This is a genomic window from Pseudomonas paeninsulae (genome assembly GCF_035621475.1).
In the GTDB taxonomy this organism is placed as follows: domain Bacteria; phylum Pseudomonadota; class Gammaproteobacteria; order Pseudomonadales; family Pseudomonadaceae; genus Aquipseudomonas; species Aquipseudomonas paeninsulae.
This window is the reverse complement of the sequence record NZ_CP141799.1, coordinates 2,129,419-2,154,915: the sequence shown is the minus strand read 5'-3', so window position 1 is coordinate 2,154,915 and position 25,497 is coordinate 2,129,419. Positions and strand designations below refer to the sequence as shown.

Annotated in this window: 26 protein-coding genes; 3 read left to right on the top strand and 23 right to left on the bottom strand. The window is 60.0% G+C overall.

Annotated elements, in window-relative coordinates; translation table 11 throughout:
• Window positions 1–8 precede the first annotated feature (8 nt).
• The 9 genes from mltG to VCJ09_RS09970 all read right to left on the bottom strand — a co-directional run bounded on the left by mltG (window position 9) and on the right by VCJ09_RS09970 (window position 7,449).
• The gene (gene mltG / locus VCJ09_RS10010; RefSeq protein ID WP_324734179.1) at window positions 9–1,061 is read right to left on the bottom strand and encodes an endolytic transglycosylase MltG; all 1,053 of its coding nucleotides are present in this window, start codon (window positions 1,059–1,061) and stop codon (window positions 9–11) included.
• A 3-nt stretch (window positions 1,062–1,064) separates the two neighbouring features.
• Entirely contained in the window at window positions 1,065–1,880 is an 816-nt protein-coding gene (gene pabC, locus VCJ09_RS10005) for an aminodeoxychorismate lyase (RefSeq protein ID WP_324734178.1), read from the bottom strand.
• Window positions 1,880–3,124 carry a beta-ketoacyl-ACP synthase II gene (gene fabF, locus VCJ09_RS10000; protein ID WP_079201674.1) on the bottom strand — a complete coding sequence of 415 codons (1,245 nt, stop codon included), beginning with the start codon at window positions 3,122–3,124 and terminating at the stop codon, window positions 1,880–1,882. The genes pabC and fabF overlap by 1 nt, the downstream gene beginning before the upstream one ends.
• 292 nt (window positions 3,125–3,416) lie before the next feature.
• The gene (acpP, locus tag VCJ09_RS09995; protein ID WP_025167424.1) at window positions 3,417–3,653 is read right to left on the bottom strand and encodes an acyl carrier protein; all 237 of its coding nucleotides are present in this window, start codon (window positions 3,651–3,653) and stop codon (window positions 3,417–3,419) included.
• Between the two features lie 196 nt (window positions 3,654–3,849).
• Window positions 3,850–4,593 carry a 3-oxoacyl-ACP reductase FabG gene (gene fabG / locus VCJ09_RS09990; RefSeq protein ID WP_079201673.1) on the bottom strand — a complete coding sequence of 248 codons (744 nt, stop codon included), beginning with the start codon at window positions 4,591–4,593 and terminating at the stop codon, window positions 3,850–3,852.
• A gap of 16 nt (window positions 4,594–4,609) precedes the next feature.
• Window positions 4,610–5,545 (bottom strand): ACP S-malonyltransferase, encoded by a 936-nt coding sequence (gene fabD, locus VCJ09_RS09985; protein WP_079201672.1) that lies wholly within the window; start codon window positions 5,543–5,545, stop codon window positions 4,610–4,612.
• A 166-nt stretch (window positions 5,546–5,711) separates the two neighbouring features.
• On the bottom strand, window positions 5,712–6,722 hold the full coding sequence (gene plsX, locus VCJ09_RS09980) for a phosphate acyltransferase PlsX (protein WP_324734177.1): 1,011 nt from the start codon (window positions 6,720–6,722) through the stop codon (window positions 5,712–5,714).
• 3 nt (window positions 6,723–6,725) lie between these two features.
• The gene (rpmF, locus tag VCJ09_RS09975; protein ID WP_079201670.1) at window positions 6,726–6,908 is read right to left on the bottom strand and encodes a 50S ribosomal protein L32; all 183 of its coding nucleotides are present in this window, start codon (window positions 6,906–6,908) and stop codon (window positions 6,726–6,728) included.
• 13 nt (window positions 6,909–6,921) lie between these two features.
• Window positions 6,922–7,449, bottom strand: a complete 528-nt coding sequence (locus VCJ09_RS09970; RefSeq protein WP_079201669.1) for a YceD family protein — start codon at window positions 7,447–7,449, stop codon at window positions 6,922–6,924.
• A 111-nt stretch (window positions 7,450–7,560) separates the two neighbouring features.
• On the opposite strand from VCJ09_RS09970, the gene VCJ09_RS09965 reads away from it, so the two are divergent.
• The gene (locus tag VCJ09_RS09965) at window positions 7,561–8,139 is read left to right on the top strand and encodes a Maf family protein (RefSeq protein ID WP_324734176.1); all 579 of its coding nucleotides are present in this window, start codon (window positions 7,561–7,563) and stop codon (window positions 8,137–8,139) included.
• Window positions 8,140–8,187: 48 nt separating this feature from the next.
• Here VCJ09_RS09965 and VCJ09_RS09960 read toward each other — a convergent pair whose 3' ends face one another.
• Genes VCJ09_RS09960 through rluC form a run of 3 tightly spaced genes read right to left on the bottom strand, consistent with a single transcriptional unit; the run spans window position 8,188 to window position 10,799 of the window.
• Complete coding sequence (locus VCJ09_RS09960; protein WP_324734175.1) at window positions 8,188–9,168, bottom strand: S49 family peptidase; 981 nt, start codon at window positions 9,166–9,168, stop codon at window positions 8,188–8,190.
• Window positions 9,158–9,853, bottom strand: a complete 696-nt coding sequence (locus VCJ09_RS09955; RefSeq protein WP_324734174.1) for an HAD-IA family hydrolase — start codon at window positions 9,851–9,853, stop codon at window positions 9,158–9,160. Before VCJ09_RS09955 ends, VCJ09_RS09960 begins: the two co-directional genes overlap by 11 nt.
• The gene (gene rluC / locus VCJ09_RS09950; protein ID WP_238043938.1) at window positions 9,846–10,799 is read right to left on the bottom strand and encodes a 23S rRNA pseudouridine(955/2504/2580) synthase RluC; all 954 of its coding nucleotides are present in this window, start codon (window positions 10,797–10,799) and stop codon (window positions 9,846–9,848) included. Before rluC ends, VCJ09_RS09955 begins: the two co-directional genes overlap by 8 nt.
• 578 nt (window positions 10,800–11,377) lie before the next feature.
• Here rluC and rne point away from each other — a divergent pair.
• A complete protein-coding gene (gene rne / locus VCJ09_RS09945) occupies window positions 11,378–14,452 on the top strand; it encodes a ribonuclease E (protein WP_324734172.1) in 3,075 nt (1,024 codons plus the stop codon).
• A 197-nt stretch (window positions 14,453–14,649) separates the two neighbouring features.
• Here rne and murB read toward each other — a convergent pair whose 3' ends face one another.
• The 8 genes from murB to VCJ09_RS09905 form a co-directional block, all read right to left on the bottom strand.
• On the bottom strand, window positions 14,650–15,669 hold the full coding sequence (gene murB / locus VCJ09_RS09940) for a UDP-N-acetylmuramate dehydrogenase (protein WP_324734171.1): 1,020 nt from the start codon (window positions 15,667–15,669) through the stop codon (window positions 14,650–14,652).
• Window positions 15,666–16,130 (bottom strand): low molecular weight protein-tyrosine-phosphatase, encoded by a 465-nt coding sequence (locus tag VCJ09_RS09935; RefSeq protein WP_324734170.1) that lies wholly within the window; start codon window positions 16,128–16,130, stop codon window positions 15,666–15,668. Before VCJ09_RS09935 ends, murB begins: the two co-directional genes overlap by 4 nt.
• A complete protein-coding gene (kdsB, locus tag VCJ09_RS09930) occupies window positions 16,130–16,894 on the bottom strand; it encodes a 3-deoxy-manno-octulosonate cytidylyltransferase (protein ID WP_324734169.1) in 765 nt (254 codons plus the stop codon). The genes VCJ09_RS09935 and kdsB overlap by 1 nt, the downstream gene beginning before the upstream one ends.
• Complete coding sequence (locus VCJ09_RS09925; protein ID WP_079201660.1) at window positions 16,895–17,080, bottom strand: Trm112 family protein; 186 nt, start codon at window positions 17,078–17,080, stop codon at window positions 16,895–16,897. It abuts the gene before it with no gap.
• A gap of 62 nt (window positions 17,081–17,142) precedes the next feature.
• Window positions 17,143–18,147: a tetraacyldisaccharide 4'-kinase gene (gene lpxK / locus VCJ09_RS09920; RefSeq protein ID WP_324734168.1), complete on the bottom strand. Its 1,005-nt coding sequence runs from the start codon at window positions 18,145–18,147 to the stop codon at window positions 17,143–17,145.
• Between the two features lie 13 nt (window positions 18,148–18,160).
• On the bottom strand, window positions 18,161–18,589 hold the full coding sequence (locus tag VCJ09_RS09915; protein WP_324734167.1) for an ExbD/TolR family protein: 429 nt from the start codon (window positions 18,587–18,589) through the stop codon (window positions 18,161–18,163).
• Complete coding sequence (locus VCJ09_RS09910; RefSeq protein ID WP_324734166.1) at window positions 18,586–19,218, bottom strand: MotA/TolQ/ExbB proton channel family protein; 633 nt, start codon at window positions 19,216–19,218, stop codon at window positions 18,586–18,588. The genes VCJ09_RS09915 and VCJ09_RS09910 overlap by 4 nt, the downstream gene beginning before the upstream one ends.
• A gap of 72 nt (window positions 19,219–19,290) precedes the next feature.
• Window positions 19,291–21,504: a DNA internalization-related competence protein ComEC/Rec2 gene (locus VCJ09_RS09905; RefSeq protein WP_324734640.1), complete on the bottom strand. Its 2,214-nt coding sequence runs from the start codon at window positions 21,502–21,504 to the stop codon at window positions 19,291–19,293.
• Between the two features lie 152 nt (window positions 21,505–21,656).
• On the opposite strand from VCJ09_RS09905, the gene VCJ09_RS09900 reads away from it, so the two are divergent.
• Window positions 21,657–22,190, top strand: coding sequence for a DUF2062 domain-containing protein (locus tag VCJ09_RS09900; RefSeq protein ID WP_324734165.1), 534 nt, complete (start codon window positions 21,657–21,659; stop codon window positions 22,188–22,190).
• A gap of 120 nt (window positions 22,191–22,310) precedes the next feature.
• Here the strand turns inward: VCJ09_RS09900 and VCJ09_RS09895 are convergent, their stop codons facing one another.
• From VCJ09_RS09895 to VCJ09_RS09885, 3 genes are read right to left on the bottom strand one after another with little or no spacing between them, the layout of a single operon-like run.
• Window positions 22,311–23,555 (bottom strand): lipoprotein-releasing ABC transporter permease subunit, encoded by a 1,245-nt coding sequence (locus tag VCJ09_RS09895; RefSeq protein ID WP_324734164.1) that lies wholly within the window; start codon window positions 23,553–23,555, stop codon window positions 22,311–22,313.
• Entirely contained in the window at window positions 23,555–24,238 is a 684-nt protein-coding gene (lolD, locus tag VCJ09_RS09890) for a lipoprotein-releasing ABC transporter ATP-binding protein LolD (RefSeq protein ID WP_324734639.1), read from the bottom strand. The genes VCJ09_RS09895 and lolD overlap by 1 nt, the downstream gene beginning before the upstream one ends.
• 7 nt (window positions 24,239–24,245) lie before the next feature.
• Window positions 24,246–25,496: a lipoprotein-releasing ABC transporter permease subunit gene (locus tag VCJ09_RS09885; RefSeq protein ID WP_324734163.1), complete on the bottom strand. Its 1,251-nt coding sequence runs from the start codon at window positions 25,494–25,496 to the stop codon at window positions 24,246–24,248.
• Window position 25,497: the final 1 nt, after the last annotated feature.

Here is a 25,497-nt window from a genome sequence, read left to right as displayed (position 1 = left end):
GCTGTCCTTTATTGATTGTTCGACTGCACAGGGGCAGGACTTGAACGGTAATCTTCGCGGCGCGTGAGCTGGTACTCGCGCACTGCACGATTGTGCGCCTTGAGGGTGTTGGAGAATACGTGGCTGCCATCGCCGCGGGCGACGAAATACAGGCTCTTGCCCGCCACCGGATGTAGCGCGGCATTGATTGCCTCGCGCCCCACCATGGCGATCGGCGTCGGCGGCATGCCATCGATCACATAAGTGTTATAGGCGGTCGGCTCACGCAGGTGAGCGCGCGTCAACTTGCCGTTGTAGCGCTCACCCAGACCATAGATTACCGTCGGGTCGGTTTGCAGGCGCATGCCGATACGCAAACGCCGGATAAATACACCGGCAATCTCGCTACGTTCCTCCGGCACCCCGGTTTCCTTTTCGATTATCGAGGCCATGATCAAGGCGTCGTAAGGCTCCTTGTAAGGCAGCCCATCAGCGCGGGCCTGCCACTCCTCGGCCAATACCTGCTCCAGGCGGACATAGGCTTGCTTGAGCAGATCAAGATCGCTCATGCCGCGCACGAAACGGTAGGTATCGGGGAAGAAGCGCCCTTCCGGATTGGCCCCTGGGTAGCCCAGGCGCGCCATCAACTGGGCGTCGCTCAGCTCGGTCAAGGTCAGTTCAAGCTTGCTTTGGCGTTCCAGGGCCGCGCGAACCTGACGAAAACTCCAGCCTTCCACCAACGTCAGGCTGTACTGCACCACCTCGCCACGCTGCCACAGCCCAAGCATATCGCGCACGCTGAGCTCCGGAGTGAGGCGATACTCGCCACTGTGCAGAGGCTGCCCCTTGAGGTTGAAGCGCCAGTAGAGTCGCAGCCAGAGCGCATCATGCAAAACGCCGTCAGCCTGCAGGCGATTGAGCACGCCACCAGGTGTGGTGCCAGCCGGCACTTCAAGCATCAGCTCCTCGGTCAAATTCAACGGTTGCTCGAGCGCCGAGTGTTGCTGCCAGGCGACAAAGGCCACCAGCAAACCAGCAATTAATACACCGCCCTCAAGCAGCAACAACAATTTACGTATCACTAATCAACTGTCCAGTAGATCGCGGGCTATGACCTGCAGTTTACGGGTCAGCGGGCCAGCCGGCCACTCATGCCGTTGCAGTGCACGAACAGGCCAGATGCCATAGAGACTGTTGCAGAGAAAGACCTCATCTGCCTCTAGCAACGAATCAAGACCGATGTCGCCCACATGGCAGTGCAAACCTTGGCCCTCTGCCTGTGCCAGCAGTTCGGCGCGCATCACCCCGGCCACACCACAACGCGAAAGATCGGGCGTGAGCAAGACGCCATCCTTCAATAGAAACAAATTGCTGTAGACGCCCTCAATTACCCGCCCGGAGATATCCAGCATCAAGCCTTCGGCATGCTCGGCGTCCTGCCACTCGGCACGCGCCAGCACCTGCTCGAGTCGATTCAAATGCTTTATCCCGGCCAAGCGAGGTTGCTCGGCCAGCCGCGTAACGCAGGGAAACAAACGCACCCCCAGCGCTGCGTTGCAGACTGGATAAGCTGGTTTGGCGCTGGCCTGCAGAATCCTTCGCGGCAACGCAGGCTGTGGCGGCGCGTAACCGCGCAAACCATCACCGCGGGTCACGATCAACTTGACTACGCCATCAGCCAGCTCACGACTGAACGCCAGCAGTTCTACACGCACCAGCGCCAGATCGAGATCGATCAGCAAGCGTGCACAACCTTCGCCAAGCCGCGCCAGGTGCCGATCCAGCAATGCGGGACGGCCGCCACTGACGGCGATGGTCTCGAACAGCCCATCGCCGTAGGCCAGACCACGATCCTTGACGGAGAACAACTCCATCGGCTGACCGTCGATCCAGCTCGGCATCAACCGACGTACCGGCGGAACACCAGCGAGCCGTTGGTACCGCCAAAACCGAAGGAATTGGACAGTACTACATCGATCGGCATGGCTTTGGCCTGGTGCGCAACGAAGTCGAGGTCACAGCCCTCACTAGGTTCGTCCAGGTTGATGGTTGGTGGCGCCACCTGCTCACGAATTGCCAAGATACTGAAGATTGCCTCGACCGCGCCAGCCGCGCCCAGCAGGTGACCGGTCATCGACTTGGTCGAGCTGACGGCAAGCCGATAGGCATTTTCGCCAAATACCGACTTGATCGCCGCGACCTCAGCTTTGTCTCCCGCAGAGGTCGAGGTGCCGTGGGCGTTGATGTACTGCACCTGATCGGTATTCAACCCGGCGTCGCGCATGGCATTAGCAATGCAGCGCGCGGCACCGGCACCATCTTCCGGTGGTGAAGTCATGTGATAGGCATCGCCGCTCATGCCGAAGCCGATCAATTCTGCATAGATGGTCGCGCCTCGCGCCTTGGCATGCTCCAACTCTTCCAGAACCAGTGCACCGGCACCATCCGACAACACGAAGCCGTCGCGATCCTTATCCCACGGACGACTGGCGCTGGCTGGGTCGTCGTTGCGCGTGGACAGTGCCCGCGCCGCAGCAAAACCACCAATACCCAAACCACACGCCGCCATCTCGGCGCCACCGGCGACCATCACGTCGGCTTCGCCATAGGCAATATTGCGCGCGGCCATACCGATGCAATGGGTACCCGTGGTACAGGCCGTGGCGATCGCATAATTCGGCCCCTGCAACCCCAGATGGATCGACAGGAAACCGGAAATCATGTTGATGATCGAGCCCGGGACAAAAAACGGCGAAATACGCCGCGGGCCCAACTCATGCAACAATTTGCAGTTGTTCTCGATATTGGTCAGGCCGCCAATACCCGAACCCAGTGCCACACCGATACGCTCACGGTTGGCGTCGGTCACTTCCAGCCCGGAATCGCGCACAGCCTGAAAGCTCGCGGCTAGGCCATACTGAATAAATAGATCGAGCTTGCGCGCCTCTTTGGCAGACAAATACTCCTCGACATTGAACCCTTTGACCGAACCACCAAAACGGGTGGTGTAAGCGGAAAGATCCATGTGTTCGATGGGGGCGATGCCACTGCGTCCGGCCAAAATACCCTGCCAGCTGCTCGCCACATCGTTACCCAGCGGCGACAGCATGCCCATACCGGTAACCACGACGCGTCTACGCGACACAGCAATCTCCTCTTTTTCGGTTATTCAACACCTACCCACGCCCTTACCGCTGATAGCGGGTAACGAGCGAAGAACAGGCAAGACGCTACACCGCGCGGCGCAGCAACAGCCAAAGACTTACCCGCAGGCCAAGCCCAGCATGTGAGTCGGCCTGGAATATAGCGGGCGAGACAGACCTCACTACAATGCTTGAGGTGTAAACCGCATAGCCACGATCAACACCCCGTCAAAGAAAAACCGCACGCCCGATAAGGGCTGTGCGGCTTTTCCTGGTCGGGAACCGACGATCAGCTTATTGCGCGTGCGCAGTCACGTAATCGATGGCTTCCTGAACGGAGGTGATCTTCTCAGCTTGCTCATCCGGGATTTCAGTTTCGAATTCTTCTTCGAGAGCCATTACCAGCTCAACAGTATCAAGGGAGTCGGCACCCAGGTCTTCAACGAAGGAAGCGCTGTTGGTTACTTCGTCTTCTTTGACGCCAAGTTGCTCGGCAACGATTTTCTTGACGCGTTCTTCGATGGTGCTCATACCGTATTTTCACTCCTAATTGGAAAAATCCAGGCAGCTGGTCCGCGGCCAAGTGTATATAAAGGGTTTTTAGCTTTTCAAGCAGAATGCGAGATTGCCCCAGAACACTTCAACGATCCACCTATAAACCGATTGCAGCTTTAATAACGGATTTTAGACAGCATTTATGACAGTTTTCTGAAGACCGCAGTCACATTCAGCTCATGTACATTCCGCCGTTCACAGGGATAGTAGCTCCTGTGACGTAGGCTGCGCCATCGGAAGCGAGGAAAGCGACTACTTTCGCGATCTCTTCGGCCTGCCCCAAACGACCCAGCGGAATCTGTGCCAGCAACGCGTCACGCTGTGCTTCCGGTAGTTCGCGGGTCATATCAGTATCAATAAAACCAGGCGCCACAGCATTTACAGTGATCGACCGCGAGCCGACTTCACGCGCCAGCGCCCGACCGAAACCTTCCACCCCGGCCTTGGACGCAGCATAGTTCACTTGCCCAGCATTGCCCATGGCGCCGACAACCGAACCGATATTGATGATGCGCCCGAAGCGCGCCTTGGTCATACCGCGCAGCACCGCCTTGGACAACCTATACAGGCTGTTCAGGTTGGTATTGATGACATCGAACCACTCATCATCTTTCATGCGCAGCATCAGGTTATCCCGGGTGATACCTGCGTTGTTGACCAGGATCAACGGCTGACCAAGGTGTTGCTGAATGTGTTGCAGAGTCGTGGCAACCGATTCGTCGCTACTGACATCAAGCACCAGACCAGCCCCTTCGATGCCATGTTCTTTCAGGTACTCGGCAATCCGCTCGGCGCCAGACGGCGAAGTCGCCGTCCCGATCACAATGGCGCCCTGCCGCCCCAATTCCAGCGCAATGGCTTGACCAATGCCGCGACTCGCGCCAGTGACCAATGCAACCTTACCTTGCAGGCTCATAAAAACCTCTCTTAATTCAGGCCAAGGCCGCACGCGCGGCGGCAAAGGCGTCTGGAGTGTCCAGACTATACGTATTGATTCCTTTGACGCAGCGCTTGTTCAGCCCCGACAGCACCCTGCCTGGACCGCACTCGAGCAGATCAGCCACGCCTTGTTCAGCCATACAGACTATTGATTCAACCCAGCGCACCGGACTATACAGCTGCGCCAGCAAATCGGCCTTGAGAGTATCAAGGTCTGCGACCACGCGGGCACTGACATTCTGAACCAACGGAATCTGCGGAGATTGCCAGACAACCGCTGCAACCGCCTCAGCGAAGTGCTCAGCAGCCGGGCGCATCAGCGCACAATGCGACGGCACGCTAACCGGCAGCGGCATTGCACGTTTGGCACCACGCGCCTTACACGCCTCGACGGCGCGTGCCACGGCAGCTGCAGAACCTGCGATCACTACCTGGCCAGGCGCATTGAAGTTCACTGCGCTAACCACCTCACCTTGCGCCGCGTCGCTGCAGGCAGCCAGTACATCGGCATCGTCCAGCCCGAGGATTGCCGCCATACCGCCCTGACCAGCGGGCACAGCCTGCTGCATCAGTTGACCACGCAGTTCAACCAGCTTCACGGCTTCAGCGAAACCCAGACTGCCTGCAGCAACCAGTGCAGAGTATTCACCCAGGCTATGGCCGGCCACGAAAGCCGGCTGCAAACCACCCTCAGCGCGCCACAGGCGCCACAAGGCAGTGGATGCCGCAAGGATAGCTGGCTGAGTTTTATCGGTTTGATTGAGTTGCTCTTCCGGCCCCTGCTGGGTCAAGACCCAAAGGTCGTAGCCGAGTACTTCGGAGGCTTCGGCAAAAGTATCGATAACAATTTGCTGTGAGCCATGCCCAGCCAACATTGCCAGCGACTGCGAGCCTTGCCCAGGAAAGACGAATGCGAGGGATGCAGACATGTAAACGAGCCTCTATGGTCTTATCGTCGTATAAATTCGCGCCCAGCAGAGTCAAGCGCAACAATCTGACAGTTGGATGACAGGCCATCCGCCGCGGTCACATTAGCAGGCTACACAATCGCCAGCACCCTGCACCTGCAGCCTGCAAAACCCATCAATAACCGGCTCAGAGCAACATACCCTCGAGACGACCATGCAGGCGCCGCGGCAAATCGTCCTCGATTTCCCTCAGCGCACAACGGATGGCACTCTTGAAACCTTCAGTACCTGCTGAGCCATGACTCTTCACCACAATACCCTGCAAGCCGAGCAAGCTTGCACCGTTGTGCTGCGCGGGCGCCAACTCGGCACGCAGGCGGCGTAATACCGGCATCGCCAGCAGACCTGCCAGCCGCGAAACCAGGTTGCGCTTGAACAACAGCTCGATACGCGCCGTAATCATCGTCGCCAGGCCTTCGCTGGACTTGAGCAGAATATTGCCCACAAAACCGTCGCACACCACCACATCGGCGTCGCCACGATAAAGCCCGTCGCCTTCGATAAAGCCGATGTAATTCAAACCACTGGCCTGCTGCAAAAGACTCGCAGCAAGCTGGACCTGCTGATTGCCCTTGACCTCTTCGGTGCCGACATTGAGCAACGCCACACGCGGGCTCACCACCCCCAACGCCTCAGCGGCCACCGCGCCCATTACGGCGAACTGGTAGAGCTGCTCGGCACTGCAGTCGACATTAGCCCCCAGATCAAGCAAGTGACAGCAACCAGTCTGGGTTGGCACAGCCGAGACCATCGCCGGGCGATCGATGCCCGGCAGGGTTTTCAGCAGATAACGCGACAACGCCATCAAGGCCCCGGTATTGCCAGCACTGACGCACGCCTGAACGCGCCCCTCACGCAGCAAATCCAGAGCCACCCGCATCGACGAATCCGACTTACCACGCAGTGCCAGCGCCGGACGCTCATCCATGGCGATCACTTCGCCAGCATGCTCGACTTGCAGACGTGCACGATCGACGCCAGGACTACAGGCAATCAAATCTTCGATAAGAGGGGCTTGGCCGACTAGGACCAGATGCAGCGAAGGGTACTCAGCCAGGCAGGCAATGCTGGCCTGAACAATGCTGTGGGGACCGAAGTCCCCACCCATTGCATCAATCGCGATGATCGGAGCGGACAAGATTTACTCGTCAGCGCCCTTGTCGATCACTTTGCGACCACGGTAAACACCTTCCGGCGATACGTGGTGGCGCAGATGGATTTCACCGGTGCTTTTCTCAACGGACAGCGTGCTGGCATCGAGTGCATCGTGCGAACGACGCATGTCACGGGCGGAACGGGATTTTTTGTTCTGCTGAACAGCCATAACTAATTAACTCCTAAACGTTTGGGTCACGCTTTAACTGCGCCAATACACTGAACGGGTTGGACCGCGTTACCTCGTCCTCACTCGGCCCGGGCTCTTCGAGGCCGGCCGGCTGCTGGCAATCTTTAGGATCATGAAGCGGGACGATGGGCAAGGCGAGCAACAACTCCTCCTCAACCAACGCCAGCAGATCCAATGGCTCTTCACCCAATTCCAGAGCGTCATAGCCTTTCGGCACGGACTGGGTATTTGCACCTTCTTTCACCACAGCGTAATCACACACGCTATGGATCGGCAGGGCAACCAGCTCCAGACAACGCTGGCAAACCATCTTGACCTCAACCTCGAGTTCACTATGGAAAACCACAGCATTGCGCTCATCACGCTCGAAGAAAAACTTCACACGCACCGCGCCTTGATTATCGGCAAGCGGGTCGCAGAGTCGCGCCAAATCAGCTAGCAGTACCTCGCCTTCAAGCGTGGCACCACGATCAGCCAACTTTCGCGGATCAACATGAGGTGGAATCGGTGCATTTGACATAGGCGCCGCATTCTATGGATGCACCCTGCCCCTGTCAAAGGATATTAGGCCTGTCCCGCACGAAGAGTGCCGACTAGAATTGCCCACCTATATAAAAGGAGATGCACAGACATGCTACCCCTGGTGCTCGCATCCAGTTCGCCCTATCGCCGAGAATTATTGACCCGCCTGTGCCAGCCCTTTATCTGGGACGCGCCTGCGATCAATGAAGCCCCTCGTCCCGATGAAGACGCCAGCACACTGGTGCGCCGCCTGGCAGAAGAAAAAGCCCGCGCCCTCAGCCTCAAGCACCCGCAACACTTGATCATCGGCTCGGACCAGGTCGCCGTACTTGGCAGCCAGATTGTCGGAAAACCCGAAACATACGAGCGAGCCCATACACAACTACTCGCCGCAAGCGGCAACAGCGTCACCTTCCTCACCGGCCTGGCCCTGCTCGACAGCCAAAGCGGCCACTGCCAGATCGACTGCATCCCCTTCACCGTGCACTTTCGCCAACTGAGTGCCGCACAAATCACCCGCTACCTGCAGGCAGAGCAGCCCTACGACTGCGCCGGCAGCTTCAAGGCTGAAGGGCTGGGCGTCAGCCTGTTTCGCAGCACCGAAGGCACTGACGCCACCAGCCTGATCGGCCTACCCCTGATCCGCCTGGTGGACATGCTCCTTATAGCCGGCATTGATATCCCATAAAGCAACAAGCCCGATCAATGACCGGGCCCGCGTGCAACGCGAAATCAACTAGCGCAGGCTTGGCCCCTGGAAACCCATCCACATGGCCAGGTCCTCGGCGACGCTGGCACCCAGGCGCTTGGCAAAGCGATCGAACGGCGACTCCTCGACCGTGAAGTCGACCAGCTCTTTCTCGCCGATCACTTCACGCGCGACATAGCTGGTATTGCCCAGGGCATCGATCAAGCCAAGCTGCAGCGCCTGCTCACCCGACCACACCAAGCCTGAAAACAGCTCAGGATGCTCCGCCGACTTAAGCCGATCGCCGCGCCCCTGCTTGACGCTTTCAATGAACTGCCGATGCGTGGTGTCCAACACCCCCTGCCAGAACAGCGCCTCTTCATCGTTCGGCGGCTGAAACGGATCGAGAAACGCCTTGTGTTCGCCAGAGGTATACACCCGACGATCGACACCCAGTTTTTCCATGACCCCGACAAAACCGAAACCGGCCGCCGTCACGCCAATCGACCCGACCAGGCTGGCCTTGTCGGCATAGATCTCATCTGCGGCACTGGCAATGTAATAAGCACCCGAAGCCCCGAGATCGGTGATCACTGCATACAGCTTGATCGCCGGATACTCGCCGCGCAAACGGCGAATCTCGTCATAGATATAACCCGACTGTACCGGACTGCCGCCAGGGCTATTGATCCGCAGGATCACGCCCTTGGTCTTGTCGTTCTCGAATGCGGCGCGCAGACTGCTAACTATATTGTCAGCACTGGCCATCTCCTTATCGGCAATCATCCCGCGCACCTCGATCAATGCGGTATGACTCGCACTGCTCTTGACGCCTTCCTTCAGGTTGAGCAGCGGTGCAAATAGCGCCAGCGCAGCAAACAGATAAATAAATGTCAGCGACTTGAAGAAAATCCCCCAGCGTCGTGCGCGACGCTGCTCCTGCACGCCAGCCAACAGGGTCTTCTCCAGCAACTGCCAGCTTTTTCCATCACCTTCACTGCCAGCCGCAGCTTTCCATTCATCCGACATATTCACCCACCTCTACTGGTTGCCCACCCGCACGCCTATTGAGCCAGGCATGCAATTCCATGAAATCATCTATCGCCAACGCCGGGCCATACTCGCGCAACACGGCCAAGGGCTGAGCCCCATACCCTACCGCCACGGAGTCCATCCCGGCATGCCGAGCCATCTGCAAATCGAACGACGAGTCTCCCACCATCAAGGCCCGCTCCGCAGACACACCGCAGTGCTCAAGGATTTCCGCCAACATCAGTGGATCCGGCTTGCTCGCCGTTTCGTCGGCACAGCGGGTGACATCGAAGTAATCCAACCAGCCATGCCCCTCCAGCACACGCCGCAAGCCATGACGGCCCTTACCGGTGGCCACGGCCAAGCGATAGCCCTGCGCACGAAACATCTCCAACGCCTCGGCAACCCCCGGGAACAACGCCGAGGGCTCGACCTCCAGCGCCAGGTAGCGTTCGCTATAACAGCGACGGAAGCGCTCGACGAGCGCCGAGTCGAGCAACTCAGGGTGCAGACTGGCTATCGCCTCCGGCAAACCAAGCCCGATAATCCCCTTGACCTGCGCATCGCTACACCGCGCCAGGTCACAAAAATCCGCAGCCCAATGCATCGACTCGACGATACGCCCAATAGAGTCGACCAGCGTGCCGTCCCAATCGAAGATCAATAACTCATAGTCAGGCACTCAGACGCTCCAGCGTGCGCACCCAGACCACATCGACCGGCGCCTCCAACCTGAGCTCGCCACCATCGGGCAGCGGCACGACCAACGCATAGGCATGCAGGAACAGACGCTTGCCGCCCAATTCGCGAATCTCGCGACTGAATTCGTCATCGCCATATTTGCTGTCACCGGCGATGCAATGCCCCGCATATTGGCTATGTACGCGAATCTGGTGGGTGCGCCCGGTCACCGGCTTGGCTTCGACCAAGGTAGCGAACTCGCCAAAACGGCGCAGTACGCGGAACAGCGTCAGCGCCTCCTTGCCCTCATCGTTGACCTCGACCATGCGCTCACCAGAACGCAGATTGCTTTTCTGCAAAGGTGCATTGACCCGCTTCTTGGCAGTCGCCCAGTGGCCACGGACCAGCGCCATATAACGCTTGTCAACGCCGTCACCGCGCAAAGCCTCGTGCAGATGCCGCAGCATACTGCGCTTCTTGGCGATCATCAGCAGCCCGGAGGTATCGCGATCGAGGCGATGAACCAGCTCCAACTCCTTGGCGTCCGGGCGCAGCTGACGGAAAGCTTCTATCACCCCGTAGTTGAGACCGCTACCACCATGCACGGCGATGCCGGCGGGCTTGTTCAGCACGATCAAGGCCTTGTCTTCATAAACGATTGCCGCCTCAAGGCGCTCGAGCAAGCCCTGCGCCAAGGGTGCCGGCTCATCACGCTCAGCCAGACGCAGCGGCGGAACGCGAATGATGTCGCCCGCCTGCAGCTTGTACTCCGGCTTGATGCGCCCCTTGTTCACCCGCACCTCGCCTTTACGCAAAATCCGGTAAATCAATGTCTTGGGCACACCCTTTAACTGAGTGCGGAGGAAGTTATCGATGCGCTGGCCGGCGAGTTCCGGCGCAACCTCGAGCAGCTGAACGCCGGAGGTTGTAGAAGTAGGAATTGTCATCGCGCAATCATAACAATTTTTATGGATTTGAAGCACTTAATCATTACTGCTATAGTCGCGAACGCCGCCAAAAGCGGTCTGGTTTGCGGATGATCGCCAAAACTGCCATCCCCAACCGACGCAACCCATTTTGGACGTAAGGCCGTCCGACGGGTTATTCAGAGATAGAAAGCCGCAAAGGCCGCGAATAACTCGGAAATAAAGCCTTAAGCCATGATGCGCAGCCGCCCCCTTTGGGCGCTTGCGGTAAATGCCAACCCGCTGCGGATGTTATGCGAGCGGCACCCGATTTTCAGTCATACGTGTAGGGTGGAGACGTACAACCGTCGGTCTGCGTAGCAATTAGCTTTATCGAAGACGCTTTATCTCGTCCGCTACCGACAGTTGATTCCTCCTCCTGACTAGTGCTTTCTGTCACAACAGCGAGCAGGAGATGTCCGTCGCGACCCAGCCCAACTGGCTGACTGTCGTTTGACAATGAAACGATTTACGACCGTTTCTGACGCGCCTGACACCGACCCTGAGAGTCGTGTGTGCCGAACGCCGCTTCCGCCAGCACCGGAAACCGACGGTACAACATGAAAAGAATGCTGATTAACGCAACTCAACCCGAAGAGTTGCGTGTTGCTCTGGTCGATGGCCAGCGTCTGTATGACCTGGACATAGAATCGGGCGCTCGTGAGCAGAAGAAGGCCAACATCTATAAAGGCCGGATTACTCGCGTCGAACCTAGCCTCGAGGCCGCCTTTGTCGACTTCGGCTCGGAGCGCCACGGTTTTCTCCCCCTCAAAGAAATATCCCGCGAATACTTCAGCAAGGCTACCGAGGGTCGCGTCAACATCAAAGACGTGCTCAAGGAAGGCCAGGAAGTCATCGTTCAGGTCGAAAAAGAGGAGCGCGGCAACAAGGGCGCAGCCCTTACCACCTTCATCAGCCTGGCCGGTCGTTACCTGGTACTGATGCCGAACAACCCACGCGCGGGTGGCATCTCGCGCCGCATCGAAGGCGAAGAGCGCAACGAACTGCGTGAAGCCCTCAATGGCCTGGTTGCACCAAGCGACATGGGCCTGATCGTGCGCACTGCCGGCCTCGGCCGCAGCAGCGAAGAAATGCAGTGGGACCTCGACTACCTGCTACAACTGTGGAGCGCCATTAAGGAAGCCTCACTGGATCGCGCCGCACCGTTCCTGATCTACCAGGAAAGCAACGTGATCATCCGCGCGATCCGCGACTACCTGCGCCAGGATATCGGCGAAGTACTGGTCGACAGCGTCGAAGCGCAGCAGGAAGCACTCAGCTTCATCAATCAGGTGATGCCGCAGTACGCCAGCAAGATCAAGCTGTATGAAGACAGCGTGCCGCTGTTCAACCGCTTCCAGATCGAAAGCCAGATCGAAACCGCCTTCCAGCGCGAAGTGAAGCTTCCGTCCGGCGGCGCCATCGTCATCGACCCTACCGAAGCCCTGGTGTCCATCGACATCAACTCGGCGCGCGCGACCAAAGGCAGCGACATCGAAGAAACCGCCCTGCAGACCAACCTGGAAGCGGCCGAAGAAATCGCCCGCCAACTGCGTCTGCGTGATATCGGCGGCCTGATCGTGATCGACTTCATCGACATGACGCCGGCCAAAAACCAGCGCGCCGTGGAAGAAAAGGTTCGCGAAAGCCTGGAAGCCGACCGTGCCCGCGTACAGGTTGGGCGTATCTCGCGCTTCGGCCTGCTGGAAATGTCTCGTCAACGCCTGCGCCCGTCGCTCGGCGAAAGCAGCGGTATCGTTTGCCCGCGTTGCAACGGTCAAGGCATCATCCGCGACGTCGAATCGCTGTCCTTGGCAATCCTGCGCCTGATCGAAGAAGAAGCACTGAAGGATCGCACCGCCGAAGTTCGCGCCCAGGTGCCGATCCCGGTTGCCGCCTTCCTGCTCAACGAGAAACGCAACTCGATCACTAAGATCGAACTGCGCAGCCGTGCGCGCATCGTCATCCTGCCTAACGATCACCTGGAAACGCCGAACTTCGAAGTGCAGCGCATCCGCGACGACAGCCCGGAAGCTCAATCCATCCAGTCCAGCTATGAAATAGCTGCTACCGAAGTGGAAGAAGTAGTTCCGGTTGCTGCCACTCGCACCCTGGTTCGCCAGGAAGCGGCGATCAAGACCGCACCACAACGTACCGCGCCGACACCGACACCAGTGGCCGAGGTCAGCGAACCAGTAGTAGTAGCCGTCAGCCAACCTAGCCTGTTCAAGGGCTTGGTAAAATCCCTGGTCAGCCTGTTCGCCGGCAAGGAAGAAGAAGTAAAACCTGCGGTAGTCGAAAAGAAAACCAGCGAACGCCCGCAGCGTAGTGATGAACGTCGCAACGGTCGCCAGCAGAACCGCAGCCGCGGTGGTCGCCGCGACGAAGAGCGCAAGCCACGTGAAGAGCGCGCCCCGCGCGAAGAACGAGCGCCTCGCGAAGAGCGTCAGCCGCGTGTAGCACGCGAAGAAGCGCAACCGCGTGAAGAACGCCCAGCACGTGAAGCGGTTGAAGTTCGCGAGCCGCAGGAAGTCCGCCAGTCGCGCCCACCACGCGAAGGTCAGGACAAGCGTCGCGAACGCAAGCCACGCGAAGATCGCCCAGCACGCGAACTGCGCGAGCCGCTCGATGCAGTACAAAACGCTGACAGCAACAGCGACGATAGCAGCGTAGAAGTGCCTGCCGAGCGCCCTCAGCGCGAACCGCGTCAACCGCGCGCCCCGCGTGAAGAGCGTCAGCCGCGCCCCGAAACCGCTGCAGCCGTCGATGATGAAGTACTGAGCAACGAAGACGCGCAGCAAGACGAAGAGCCAGAAGGCGCAGAAGGCGCAGAAGGTGAGCGTCCACGCCGCCGTTCGCGTGGTCAGCGTCGTCGCAGCAATCGCCGCGAGCGTCAAAGCGATGCCAGCGGTAATGTGATCGAGGGCTCTGAAGAAAGCACTGAAGACAACGTTGAAGCCACGGCTCCACTGGCCGTTGCCGCAACCGTTGCCGCCGAACTGAGCGCAGAACTGCTCAGCCCAGAGCCTGCCGAGATCGAACAACCCGCCGAGGAAGCTCCGGTTCAACCTGCTGCAGAGCCAGAACTGCCTGCAGTCGAGCAATTGGCCGAAGCACACACCGAGACGAGTGAAGAAGCTGCTGTAGCGACAGTCAGTGCGCCGCAGATCATTGAAGCAAGCCCTGAGGCGGCCGCAGAAGTAGTCACTTCCGCACCAAGCGAAGTGCATGCCGAAGTGGTCGCTGACATCGTTGCCAGCGAGCCGGCTGAGCCAGCAATCACAGCGCCCGAAACAGTGAGCGAAGAGATCGCAGAAACCGCAAGCATTGTGCCGAGCGCCACCGGTCGCGCACCGAACGATCCGCGCGAAGTGCGTCGCCGTCAACGCGAAGCCGAACGCCTGGCTCGTGAAGCTGCCGACGCTCCAGCCCCTGCGCCACAAACCGAAGCGGTAGAAGAAGCCAGCCCAGCCGAAATCCAGGAGTCGGTTGAAGCTAGCGAAACCACTGAAGCAACCAACGAAGCACCAGTGGCTGAGACCCGCGAACCGGAGCTCACGCCGGCAAGTGATGCTGATGCCGAAAGCGAAACTGAAAAGAACCAGGATGAGCACGCGGACAAGCCGCACGCCTGAGACTATTCAGCGCAATAAAAAAGGGGATGCTTCGGCATCCCCTTTTTCTTGCTTCTGTTCACGCTAACTGTGCAACTCGTTTTTGACGGGAACCCAACGCCGCTAACATAAGCAGTCTTGGTGGGCTGAAGCCCACCTTACTTGGCCCTACCCACGCCCTTCACCCCACATAGCCATCTTGAAGCGCCGAACGCGATTCACAGCACGTTAGGCTCGATTTCCAGGTCAATCGCAAAGCGCTGAAAAATATCCGTTTGAATGCGCTGCGCCAGCGCCAACAACTGCCGTCCGCTGGCCTGGCCATAATTGACCAACACCAGGGCTTGCAGCCGATGTACTCCGGCATCGCCTTCGCGAAAGCCTTTCCAGCCAGCGCGCTCGATCAACCAGCCAGCGGCCAACTTGACCCGGCCATCAGCCTGCGGGTAAGCCACCAGGTCGGCATGTTCGGCACTTAAGCGCTGCGCCAGCTCAACCGAAACCAAAGGGTTCTTGAAAAAGCTGCCGGCATTACCCAGCACCGCTGGATCCGGCAACTTTTCGCGGCGAATCGCACAGATGGCCTGACTGACATCGACCGCCGTCGGCAACGCGATGCCCTGCTCTGCCAGACGCTGGCGCAGCGGGCCGTAGTCAAGATGCAGCGCCGCCGTACGGCGCAAGGCAAAGCGAACGCGCAGGATCACCCAGCGCCCCGCCTCACGCTTGAACAGGCTGTCGCGGTAGGCGAAAGCACAGTCGTCCAGGGAAAACTCGCGCAACTCGCCGCTGCGACGATCCAGGGCGGTCAAGCCGGCGAACTGGTCTTTCAACTCGACCCCATAAGCACCGATATTTTGCATCGGCGCGGCGCCGACCGTGCCCGGGATCAGGCTGAGATTTTCCAGACCTACCAGGCCCCGCTGCAACGTCCACTGCACAAAGGGGTGCCAAGGCTCGCCGGCCTCAGCCTCGACCAGCACGCGGTCGCCATCATCCTGCAACACACGAATGCCGCGATTGGCCATACGCAGGACCAACGCCTCGACATCGGCGGTCAACAACATATTGCTGCCGCCACCGAGCAGCAGCACGGGCAACTGCTGCTGCTCGGCATAAACCAACGCCTCACGCACCTGATCGTCGTCATGTGCCTCGGCAAACCAGCGCGCCGCAACATCCACGGCGAAGCTGTTATAGGTCTTGAGTGATACCCGCGACTGCACGCAAAGGCTCATAGTCGCCCCCGCAGTTCGCGGAGCAAGCCATCACAGGCCTGCTCAAGCAGATCAAGCACCTGCTCGAAACCTTCCGCGCCACCATAATAGGGGTCCGGCACCTCATCCAGCGTCAGGTCATAGCGGCGCAGGAACAAATCCAGCTCGGCCATGGCGCCGCCTGGACGCATGCGCCGCAGGTGCTCCAGATTACTGTTATCCATGGCCAGAATCAGATCGAAACGACTGAAATCACTGGCGCAGACCTGACGCCCGCGCAGGGCGGAAAGATCATAACCGCGCAACTGCGCCGTTTGCCGAGTGCGGCTGTCCGGCGGCTTACCCACATGCCAATCGACGGTGCCAGCGGAATCGACCTCGACGCCCTCCTCCAGCCCCTGCTCACGCAACTTGTAACGCAGCACCGCTTCGGCGGTTGGCGAGCGGCAAATATTGCCCAGACAGACAAACAAGACCCGCATCAAGCCCCCAGCAGTCGGCGCACGCGCTCTAGATCTTCCTGGGTATCGACCCCAGCCGGTGGAGCCTGCAGGGCATCGGCGACATGGATGCGCACGCCGTGCCAGAGTGCGCGCAGCTGCTCCAGGCACTCGGCGTCTTCCAGCCAGCAAGGTCCCCAGGCGACGAAATCGTGTAGGAACTGTGCGCGGTAGGCATAGATGCCGATATGCCGGCGGTAAGGCACGTTGGCCGGCAACTGCTCGCGACTGGCGGCAAAAGCGTCACGCGCCCAAGGTAACGGTGCGCGGCTGAATGTCAGCGCCAGGCCATTGCGATCGCTCGTGACCTTGACCACATTGGGATTGAACAACGCCGCCACCTCATCGATCGGTTCGGCCAGGGTGGCGACAGCCGCTTGTGGGTTGGCCGCAAGATTGGCCGCCACTTGATCGATCAGCGCTGGCGGAATCAGCGGCTCGTCACCCTGCACGTTGACCACGATGGCGTCAGGCGTCAGACCCAGCGCCGCGGCCACTTCGGCTAGGCGATCGGTGCCGGAGTTATGGTCGATACGGGTCAACAGCACTTGAGCGCCGAAACCGCGGCATGCCTCAACGATGCGTGCATCGTCGGTCGCCACCACCACTTGCTGGGCACTGCTTTTACACGCCTGCTCCCAGACATGCTGGATCATCGGTTTGCCGGCAATGTCCTGCAGCGGCTTGCCGGGTAGACGGCTAGAGGCGTAACGCGCCGGGATCACAACGGTAAAAACGCGGTTCATTTACTTGTCCAGGCGCTCGTCGACGTTGAGGGTACGGGCTTCGCTTTCCAGCATCACCGGGATGCCGTCGCGCACCGGAAAGGCCAGACCATCGGCCTTGCAGATCAACTCGGACTTGTCGGCGGCAAGCTTCAGCGGGCCCTTGCACAGGGGGCAAGCCAATATATCGAGTAATTTCGGGTCCATGGGAGATCCTTGCCGTAGAGCGGCTGCAATGAATGGGACGGCACTCGTAATAGCCAGCGGGCTTAGCGAGCGAGAGGCAGCAAAGCGGTCAATTGCGCATCGAACCAGGCAATGAAGGCCGCCGAGGGCTCGGCATCCACCACCAGATACCACCAGTCATCGGCGGCAAAAGCCCGGCATTTGACCGCATCCTTTTCCGTCATGACCACAGGCAACGCCGGGCTGAATTTCAGCAGCTCTGCGCTGTACTGCGCATGATCGGCAAAAGCATGCGGAATCGGCCGCCAGTGTAGCGTTTCGAGCGTATTGAAGAAACGTTGCGGGTTGCCGATACCGGCGACGGCATGCAGCGGCTGTTGGGGCGGGAAATGCGTCAGCGGGTGCTGCTCGCCACTGCGCAGGTTGACCAGAGCGCGAGCGCGCAAGCCGAAGGCGTAACCATCCTGCGGATCGCAGCTGGCACCGTTGTAGAGCAGCGCATCGACGCTCAGCAGACGCTCGACCGGCTCGCGCAACGGCCCAGCAGGCAGGCAACGACCATTGCCTAGACCGCGCGCCGCATCGATCAGCACCAGTTCCAGATCACGCGCCAGGCGGTAGTGCTGCAAACCATCATCACTGAGAATCAGATCCAGCGGCTCCGCTGCCAGCAAGGCCGCAACCGCACGCCCCCGGTCGGGATCGATCATCAAGGGCACACCGCTGCGCTGAACGATCAGCAACGGCTCGTCGCCGGCAACGCTGGCGCATTGATCGGCGTGCACACGCCAGGGCAATTGCGGCGCCTTGGCGCCGTAGCCACGGCTGACCACGCCGACCTTGAGGCCACGCTGGCGGCAGTGTTCGATCAACCAGAGAATCAACGGGGTCTTGCCAGTGCCGCCGACGGTGATATTGCCCACCACCACTACCGGTACAGAAGCGCGGTAGATATCGCCCGCGCCAGCGAGAAACCGCGCCCGCTTGCGCTCCACTACAGCACGGTAGAGGCGCTCGAGTGGCCGCAGCAGGGTCAGCGCCGGATGCCCGGCGTACCAGGCAGCCAGTAGGCGCTCGGACAGACTCATTGGAGAACAGCCCTCAAGGCGCGGCCTGCACCTCGACCGTGGTAATGCGCAGATGGGCAAAGCCCAACTTGCCTGCAGCATCCATGGCCGTGATCACCGCCTGATGAGGAGTCTGGCCATCGGCACTGATAGTCAGCGGCAGGCTGTTATCGCCCTCCGACTCCTTTTGCAGGGCCGCCATCAAACCATCCAGGTCACTTTTCAGCAGTTGTTTGCCATTCAGCGAATAACTGCCGTCGACTGCGATCAGCACCTCCAACTGCTTGAGTTCGGTCTGCTCCGGCGGCGTGCCACTGGCAGCCTCGGGTAGATCGACCTTGAGCTGGGTCTCACGGGTGAAGGTGGTGGTGACCACGAAGAACAGCAACAGGATGAACACCACGTCGATCAGCGAAGCCAGGTTGATCTCGATATTCTCCCGCGGTTTGCGTCGGAATTTCACGCCTTGCCCTCAGCAAAATCGACGTCACGATCACCTTGCACTACTTCCACCAGCTTGATCGCCTCCTGCTCCATGCCGACCACCAACTCATCGACTCGGCGTTGCAAATAGCGGTGAAAGAACAAGGCTGGAATGGCTACCATCAACCCGGCCGCTGTGGTGATCAATGCCGTGGAAATACCTGCTGCGAGCAGCGCCGCATTGGCCATACCCGAGCCCATGAAGGAGCTGAAAATTTCGATCATACCCAACACGGTACCGAGCAAACCGAGCAGCGGCGCGATACCGGCGATGGTGCCCAGGGCATTGAGATAGCGCTCCAGATCGTGGATAACCCGCGCGGCGGCCTCTTGGATGCACTCCTTCATGATCTCGCGACCATGCTTGGAATTGGCCAGGCCGGCAGCCAGAATCTGACCCAAGGGCGAGTTGGCACGCAGTTCCTTGAGCTTCTGGTTATTCAGCTTTTTATCCTTGATCCACCGCCATACCTGACCGAGCAGGTGTGGCGGGGTGATGCGGCTGGGCCGCAGCGTCCACAGACGCTCGGCAATAATGCCGGCCGCAGCAATAGAGCACAGCATTATGGGCAGCATCATCCAGCCGCCAGCTTTAACCAGTTCCCACACGGTGACATATCCCCTTTGGAAAAGTGGCGCCACTCTAGCATAGGGGCGGCATGTCGCCGACCGCAGCGGTTCTCATTTTTCTCGCCAAAATCGTGCGCGCTCGCGTAACCCTCGCCCGTGGGTAAAAGCGCCAAGACGAATCTGCACGGCCCCGTACTCGACCGTGTCATACAGTTGCGCGGACTGCGCCTCGTAACGCGCCACCACACTGGCATGCGGATGACCGAATGCGTTGTGCCGGCCACGGGAAATCAGTGCCGCCTGCGCCGCCACAGCCTCTAAAAAGAGCTGCGAGGATGAGCTGCGGCTGCCATGGTGTGGGGCCAACAGCCAGTCCGCACGAACGTCAAAGCCACTGTCGAGCAACGCGCGCTCGGCACTACTGTCGATATCGCCGGTCAATAACAGTCGCTCGCCAGCCGCCTCGATCAGCAATACGCAAGAGGCTTGATTGCCATCCACTGCCCCTGCCCAACGCCAGGTCGTGAAACGCACCCCATCCCACTGCCAGCTGCGCCCCGCCTCACAGGCCTCGACCTGATGCATCCCGGGCAGCGCTGCGGCCTCGCCGCTCACCACCTGCTTGACCGCCATCCCGCGCTGAATCGCCAGTGCACCGCCGGAATGATCGTTATCGGCATGGCTGATCAGCAACATATCCAGTTGAGCCACCCCCAGGCCGCGCAGCGACGGCAGCACCACACGCTCGCCCATATCGAAGTCGCCGAAACGCGGACCGGCGTCATACAACAGCGCATGTTCGCGGGTGCGCAGCAAGACCGCCAAGCCTTGACCAACGTCCAGCATCCACACCTCGGCCTGACCGTGGACCGGTCGCTCAGTCTCGGTGTAGAACAGTGGCAGCAGTAAAACCCAGCCCAGGCTGCGCAATGGCACACCGGCCGGCAGGAGCAACAGCAAAGCGCCCAGCGCCACCAGCAGCCAGGCCCAGAGCGGTAATGTCTCGGGCAACCAGGCCGGTAACCAGGTGGCCATCTGCGCCAATACCAGGAACAGCAGCTTGAGCAAACCACCAGCGAGCCATAGCAGCGCCTCGCCCAGCCAGGGCAGCGGCAACAGCAAGGTACCCAACAATGCCAACGGCACCACAGCCAGGCCGACCCAGGGCACGGCTATTAGATTGGCCAGCGGACCACTGGCACTGACCGGCAACCCCAACGCCAGCAACAGCGGCAGCAGACCTATGGCCATCGCCCACTGCGCCCGCCCCAGCGTCTGCCACCACGACCATGCGCCCAGCCGGCCGCTGAAAATCAGGATCAGCAACAGCACCGCGCCGAAGGATAGCCAGAGACCCGGTTGCAGGCTGGCCAGGGGCTCCAGCAGCAAGACCACGACCAACGCCAGCAACAACGGCAAGAAAACCCCAAGATGACGAAAGCGCCAACGCCACAGCAGCACCAGGCCGACCATCACACAAGCACGCCGCACCGGCACCTCGAAGCCGGCCAGCATGCCGTAGCCGAGCGCACCGGCGAAGGCCAGGACACAAGCACAGGGCAACCACGGCCATTGGCGTGGCCACCAGCCCAAACGCGCCAACCCGGCAATCAAGCCATACAACAGCCCGGCCAGCAGCCCGACATGCTGACCGGAAATCACCAGCAAATGCACCGTGCCGGTGTCTTGCAGCACGCGCCAATCGGCCACCGACAAGCCAGAGCCATCACCCAGCACCAGGGCCGCCAGCGCTCCCTCGCGACCATGGGCATCGACTGAGAGCAAGCGCTGGCGCAACCCATCGCGCCAGCTACCAAGCCCGCTGGCGGCGCTCACCAACTGGCCACTCTTGACCGTGCCGGTCGCGCCAATGCGTTGCGCCAGCAGCCAGGCCTCGTAATCGAAAGACTGCGGGTTGACCAGGCCATGTGGCCGCTTGAGGCGCACAGCCAGACGCCAGGTCTCGCCGCCTCGCAGCTCTGGGCCGCCATGCCAGGCCAAGCGCAGTCGCTGCGGCAACTCGGCACGCCGCGACTTGGCTTGTTGCAATTGAAACCTGACGACGCCATCGCGCACATCGGGCAGGCCGACCACCCTTCCCTGCAGCCACAGGGTACGGCCATCGAGCTCCGGCGCCAGCCTGTCGTCCAAGGCCGACTGCGCCGAGATGCCGGCCCAACTGAGGCCAAACAGGAAAAACGCCAGCGGATAGCTGCGAAAGGGCAGCAACATCAGCCCCAGGATCGGCAGCAGCCATAACAACCAGACCGGTGGCAAAATCGGCAATAATCGCAGCAGCAGCAACCCGGCCACCAGCGCAGTCATCCCTGTACGCATAATCACTCACTCCTTGTGATCCGATTCCGTGGATCTACCCCAACAAGCGGCCTTCAATTATTTGCTGTGACAAAGTGTGAAAGCGGGGCACTGCGAATCTGTGCATAATATTGGCGCTGTTAGACTGCCAGAGAGCCACGATGCCGCGTCGTTTATTCAAGCGCTATATGCCTCATCCAGACCGCATCAAGGCCAACAAATCTCTGCGCTTTCTCGGCGCCCTGATTCACGACCCCAACCTCTGGCACCTCAACCGCCACTCGGTGGCGCGCGCCGTGGCCGTCGGCCTGTTCTGGGCAATGATCCCCATGCCGTTGCAAATGGCCGCCGCCGCACTGGTCGCCATCCCCGCACGCGCCAACCTGCCCATCTCCGTTGGACTGGTCTGGCTGACCAACCCGATCACCATGCCTCCGGTGTTCTATTGCAGCTACAAATTCGGCGCATGGATGACCAACACCCCCGCCCTGCGCATGCCCGACGAGATCACCCTGAGCTGGGTCGGCCATATGCTGCAGACCCACTGGCAGCCTCTGCTCCTCGGCTCTTTCGTGCTCGGCTTGCTCTTTGCTGCGCTGGGCTACTTGGCCACCAACACCTACTGGCACTGGTGGGTACGGCGCAGCTGGCGCCGGCGCCAGGAAAAACGTCGCGACAACAAGCCGGATAACTGAGAGGCCGTGAAAAACACTCTCCTACTGCGACGGCCTCGCGATGGCGTTCGTTATTTTCAAACTCCTGAAACTAAAAAGCCGTTACTTGAGTAACGGCTTTTTAGTTTCACACAGACTAGTTCATTCGTAGCGCAAGGCGTCAGCCGGCTGGATAGCTGCCGCACGCCAGGACGGGTAGAGAGTGGCGAGAAAGCTCAAGGCAAAGGCCGCGCCGCAAATCAGCAACACATCGGACAGCAACAACTCAGACGGCAGGTTACTGATGAAGTAGACATCCGAGCTGAGTATCTGCTGACCACTGAGACGCTCGACCCAACCGACCAACTGGCTGACATTCAGCGCCGCCACTATGCCCAACACGGCCCCAATCAGCGTACCGATCACCCCAATCACCGTGCCCTGCACCATGAAGATGCCCATGATCTGTCCCGGGGTCGCGCCCAGGGTGCGCAGGATGGCAATATCTGCACCTTTATCGGCGACCACCATGATCAAGGTGGCAATGATATTGAACGCAGCCACCGCGACGATAAGCAGCAACAGCAAGCCGATCATGGTCTTTTCCATCTTCATTGCACTGAACAGGCTGCCCTGGGTCAACGTCCAGTCACTGGCCCCATAGCCCTCGCCCAACTCGCTGACGACCGCGGCCGACACCTGCGGCGCCTGATACAAGTCTTGCAACTTTAAACGCACGCTGGGCACTTGGCCCGGCTGCAAGCGTTGAATCTGCGCAGCATCGGCGACATGCAGCAAGGCCAGTGAGCCATCCAGCTCGGCACCGACCTTGAACACCCCAACCACATTGACCGCCTGCATACGCGGCGTGATGCCACCAGGCACCGTACTGGCCTCGGGCACGATCAACGCCAACCGGTCGCCGATTTTCAGTTGAAAGCGCCGGGCGGTAATTTCACCGATCACCACCCCGAACTCACCGGCCTGCAGATCGCTCAGACGACCCTGGGTCATGTGCTCGGCAATGATCGACACCTGCGGTTCCAACGCGGGATCGACGCCCTGCAACTGAATCGGCTGCATCCCCCCGCGGTAGGACAACATGCCCTCCAACTCGGCAAAGGGCACGGCGGCCAACACTTGTGGACTGCGCTTGGCAGCCGCGGCCACCGCCTGCCAATCATCCAACGGCTCGAGCCCGGAGATTACCGCGTGGGGCACCATGCCGAGGATGCGCGAGCTCATTTCCTTCTGAAAGCCGTTCATCACCGACAGCACCACGATCATCGCCAACACACCCAGGGCGAGGCCAATCATCGAGGTCAGCGAAATAAAGGAAATGAAATGGTTGCGCCGTTTGGCCCGGGTGTAGCGGGTACCGATGTAAATACTCAGGGGGCGAAACATCAGGCGGCCACCAACTTGCCGTCTTCCAGGCGCAGGATACGATCCATCTGCTGAGCCAGCTCCAGGTCGTGGGTCACCACCAAGAAAGCGGTGCGCGACGCGCTGCTCAACTCCTTCATCAGATCCTGAATACCCTGGGCGGTGTGATGATCGAGGTTGCCGGTCGGCTCATCGAGCAGCACCAGTCCTGGTCGATTGACCAAGGCACGGGCAATGGCCACGCGCTGGCGCTCGCCGCCGGACAGCTCCGACGGTTTGTGCGCCAGGCGATGGCCAAGCCCAACCCGTTCGAGTAGCCCAGTTGCCCGCTGACGCGCCTCGGCAATCGGCGTGCGCCCGATCAGCAGTGGCATGCAGACATTCTCCAGCGCCGTGAACTCCGGCAACAGGTGATGGAATTGATAGACGAAACCCAGCGAGCGGTTGCGCAGCAGGCCACGCTCCTTTTCACTCAGCGCCGACAGTTCCTCGCCCGCCAGCCAGACGCTGCCGGTACTGGGCGTATCCAGGCCGCCGAGCATATTCAGCAAAGTGCTCTTACCCGATCCCGAACTGCCGACGATAGCCACCCGCTCGCCGGGGTGCAGCTCCAGCTGCAAGCCTTCCAGCACCACCACCGACTGGGGGCCTTCCTCATAGCTTTTGCCAAGGTTGCGACAACTCAACACCGCACGATCCTGCATAACCTGATCACTCATAACGCAAAGCCTCCGCTGGCTGGGTGCGCGCCGCGCGCCAGGCCGGATAAAGGGTGGCGAGAAAACTTAGAACCAGCGCAGCGGCGCAGACCAGCAGTACATCTGCGAGCATCAGCTGCGACGGCAGGTAGTCGATGAAATAGACGTCTGCGCTGAGAAAGCGCATGCCCAGTGCACGCTCCAGTGCGGCGATAGCGGCGCTGATATTGAGTGCGGCGAAGATCCCCAGCAGCGCACCAATAAGGGTGCCGACCACGCCGATCACCGTGCCCTGGACCATGAAGATGGCCATGATTTGCCCAGGCGTAGCACCGAGGGTGCGCAGGATGGCGATATCGCCCTTCTTGTCCGTCACCACCATGACCAGCGTCGAGATGATGTTGAACGCGGCAACCGCCACGATCAGCAGCAACAGCAGACCGATCATGGCCTTCTCCATGCGGATCGCCTGATACAGGTTGCCGTGGGTGCGGGTCCAGTCGCGGGCGTAATATTCACGTTCGCCCAGGGTTTGCGCCAACTCCCAGGCCGTGCGCGGCGCCTGAAACAGATCGGCGACCTTCAGGCGGATGCCCTGCACCTGATCCGCTTGGCGGCGCTGCAAGCGCGCCAGATCCTGCACGTGGGTCATCGCCACGTAACCATCGATCTCCCCGGCACCCACATGGAAGATGCCAACCACGGTAAAGCGCTTGAGCCGCGGAAACATACCCGCTGGCGTTACCGTGACCTCAGGCGCGACAAACGTGATCTTGTCGCCCAGAGCGACGCCCAGCTTGGCTGCAGCCTTGTCACCGATGACGATGCCAAAGGCGCCGGGTTCGAGGTCTTGCAAGCGGCCCTGCTGAAAGAAATCGCCAATGATCGAAACCTTCACTTCCTCGACTGGATCGACGGCGTTGATCAACACCTTCTGCACCTTGCCCTCATGCGTGAGCAAGCCTTGCATCTGGCTGAATGGCGCGACGGCCAACACCTGCGGGTTTTCCATAGCCTTGTCGGCAAGGCTGCGCCAATCATCAATGGGCGTAGCCGACTCGATAGTGGCATGCGGCACCATACCGAGCACCCGCGTGCGCATCTCATGATCGAAGCCATTCATCACCGACAGCACCACGATCATCACCAGCACACCGAGTGCCAGCCCGATCATTGAAGTCAGGGAAATAAAGGACACAAAGTGATTACGACGCTTGGCGCGCGTATAACGCGTACCTATATATACGAACAGAGGTCTGAACATG